The organism is Citrobacter sp. (assembly GCF_050252275.1).
GTDB lineage: Bacteria > Pseudomonadota > Gammaproteobacteria > Enterobacterales > Enterobacteriaceae > Citrobacter_A > Citrobacter_A amalonaticus.
Window position 1 is genome coordinate 1 of record NZ_JBFWLF010000390.1, and the last position, 3,176, is coordinate 3,176.

Annotated in this window: 2 protein-coding genes; one reads left to right on the forward strand and one right to left on the reverse strand. The window is 53.7% G+C overall.

All coding sequences use genetic code 11. The features are described 5' to 3' along the window. Window positions 1-212 precede the first annotated feature (212 nt). Entirely contained in the window at window positions 213-2,072 is a 1,860-nt protein-coding gene (gene gss / locus AB7E14_RS22140; protein WP_044255709.1) for a bifunctional glutathionylspermidine amidase/synthase, read from the reverse strand. A 195-nt stretch (window positions 2,073-2,267) separates the two neighbouring features. Here gss and yghU point away from each other — a divergent pair, with 195 nt between their 5' ends. Further along, the gene (yghU, locus tag AB7E14_RS22145) at window positions 2,268-3,134 is read left to right on the forward strand and encodes a glutathione-dependent disulfide-bond oxidoreductase (protein WP_099433652.1); all 867 of its coding nucleotides are present in this window, start codon (window positions 2,268-2,270) and stop codon (window positions 3,132-3,134) included. Window positions 3,135-3,176 lie beyond the last annotated feature (42 nt).

Consider the following 3,176-nt stretch of genomic DNA (forward strand, 5'->3'; position numbering starts at 1 on the left):
TGGTTTTTGAAAAACCAAAGGTTAGGAAAGTATTATTCAGATGACAAAATTAGTGTGCCACGACAACCGCAAATCGACAGTACTGAGAACCAGGTTGAGAAGCAAAAAAATCCGTAATCCCTGGGAGATTACGGATTCTTACACAACGACTGCATCGGTCAGCTTTCGGCTTTAGAGACATGCTCCGGCTATAACCGTAGCCTGCTGAGAGCTCACCCCTTCACCACAATCAACGGTTCAATGTCGCTCTCTTTCTTAATAACCAGCGATTCGTCGCCACGCAGGCAGGTGCCGCCGTAGTTGCCGCCAACGGTAAAAGTGCACACCTGAATATACTTACCGGCAACGTTTGGCAGACACCAAAGCTGCTGATAAATGTTCTTCTGTGCAGCAAATTTCCCGCTGGTTTTGTCCAGCAGTTCTTCCTGATGGCTGACCAGGTCGATATTGCTGCCACAGCGACCCGCAATCGGTTTCACCGCATAACCGGTTTGTGCCAGTTCATCATTGACGACAAAATCGGTATCCAGCAGATAGCGGTGGTGCGGGAAAAGTTGCCACAGGATCGGCAGGATCGCTTTGTTACCCGGGATCACCGTCCACAGCGGCTCAAAGACCAGCACTTCCGGGCGCAGTAGCACATCGATCAACCGGACATCCTGATGGGTATGTCCGGTACGAATCGGCACGGCGGCATACTCGGTTTCGCTGACTTCACGCACCTGCTCAATCGCCGTTTCCCACGCCCAGGTTTTCCAGACGCAGTTCACCAGGCGTCCGTCACCGTCAATGAGTTGTCCGGCATCGTCCCAGCGCAGTTCATCCAGCCCACGCAGGATCTTACTTTCAAACCCGGCCTGATGCAGCGCCTGCTGCATAAACTGGGCATGATAGTTCTCCTCAATATCCTTATCCTGCATGATGTGCACGAATGGACGCGCGTGGCTGTGTTTCCAGGCCCCCGCCAGCTCATTGATCAGGCCTTCTGCCGGGTTATGTCCTTTACCGGTATAGCCCTGCTCCGCCCAGCGTTCGAGGATCAGCCCCGCTTCGGTATGGCACGACGCGGAATCGGCGTTGTATTCGTACACTTTCAACCCGCGCTCATCCATACAGAAATCCATACGACCGGTGATCATATGGTGGCGACGGCGTTGCCAGGAGAGACGCAAACGCGGCCAGAGGATTTTGGGAATGTCGAACAGCGCCAGCAGATTGTCGTCTTTCAGCACCTTGTCTGTAGCGTGCAGATACATCAGATGCAGCTCGTTGGTCGCTTTGATCAACTCCTGTTCGGCACTCTCGGTCATCGTGAAATACTGATACGGATCCTGATTGATCACGTGACCGTTCGCTGTCACGTAGGCTTTTTGCAGCGGATCCTGTTCATCCAGCCATTTACCGTCAAACTGGCCGTTTTCTTCCAGTCTTGCCGCGCCAATCTTCAGCGAATCATTGGCGATCTCCGGCTGTGGCAGGCTGTGCCGGGTATCGTCGGTCTGGATCATCCAGCCCAGAATAGTAGTGTCGTCAAAGGTGTCTTTCAGGGTATAGCAGCCATTTTCCACCACCATCTCCAGCTCACGCGTCCACTGCTGTCCGGGAGGAAGCGGCGTGTGAATGACGTTCTGCTCGGCAATGCGGATTTTGTTATCCAGCAATTGAGTGATAATCGCGACATGGCCGGTGTCTTTAAATTCTCCGCCTTTCTGCCAGATCAGCAGCGCCCCGGCGACCGGTGCGCGAGGCGACCCGTTAGGAAACGCCTGTAGCGGCAGAATGTTGTCGTTCACCACTTCGCGCAGGAAACGCAACGAGAAAATCTCCCACGCCATGCCAACATCGGTGAACACCGCACCATAATTCAGGAAGAGAAAACGGCGCGCGAACTCGACGCACTGCCATTTGTGGCCCATGTATTCGTTGTCGATGTAGCTGCGAAACGCGGCGTCATCGTCATAGTCCCGCGGGTCGAGGGAGCTGTAATCTGAAGAGTAGATCGCTACACCACCGGGGGCATAGCCCAATAATGTCCCGAACGGGGCATCCTGACTGGTCGTTCCTTTGCTCATGCACCTTACCTCAAAACTATACTGCTGAGCAGCTTCTGCTTGCCTGCCCTACACCGTCGACCATCATACACCTCAACGCAGCGGGAGCGTGCGCAACAACAAAAAATAGGCAGGTGTAAATGTGCCGATCTGTTAAAGGTACGAATGGCGACCTGCTACACTGCTTCAACACAACCACTCAGAAGGCAGATCAACATGTCAGATAACACTTATCAGCCCGCGAAAGTCTGGACGTGGGAAAAATCCAATGGCGGTGCGTTCGCCAACATCAACCGTCCTGTCTCCGGTCCGACGCACGACAAAACGCTGCCGGTCGGTAAACATCCGCTTCAGCTCTATTCGCTGGGTACGCCGAACGGCCAGAAAGTCACCATCATGCTGGAAGAGCTGCTCGCGCAGGGGGTGAGCGGCGCAGAGTACGATGCCTGGCTGATTCGCATTGGCGAAGGCGATCAGTTCTCCAGCGGCTTTGTGGAGGTGAATCCCAACTCGAAGATCCCGGCATTGCGCGATCATTCGCAAAATCCACCGGTGCGTGTGTTTGAGTCGGGCTCGATCCTGCTGTATCTGGCAGAAAAATATGGTTATTTCCTGCCACAGGATTTAGCAAAACGTACAGAGACATTAAACTGGCTGTTCTGGCTGCAGGGTGCAGCGCCCTTCCTCGGCGGCGGCTTCGGTCACTTCTATCACTACGCGCCGGTGAAGATTGAGTACGCGATCAACCGCTTTACAATGGAAGCCAAACGCCTGCTGGACGTGCTGGATAAACAGCTGGCGAATAACGCTTACGTGGCAGGCGATGAGTACACCATTGCCGATATGGCTATCTGGCCGTGGTTTGGCAACGTGGTGCTGGGCAATGTGTACGATGCGGCAGAATTCCTTGATGCGGGCAACTATAAAAATGTGCAGCGTTGGGCAAAAGAGATCGCTGAACGTCCAGCCGTTAAACGCGGACGGATTGTGAACCGGACCAACGGGCCATTGAATGAGCAGCTTCATGAACGTCATGATGCCAGCGATTTCGAGACCAATACCGAAGATAAGCACCAGAATTAACGCAAAAAAAATGCCGGACAGAACCTATCCGGCATTCACTCT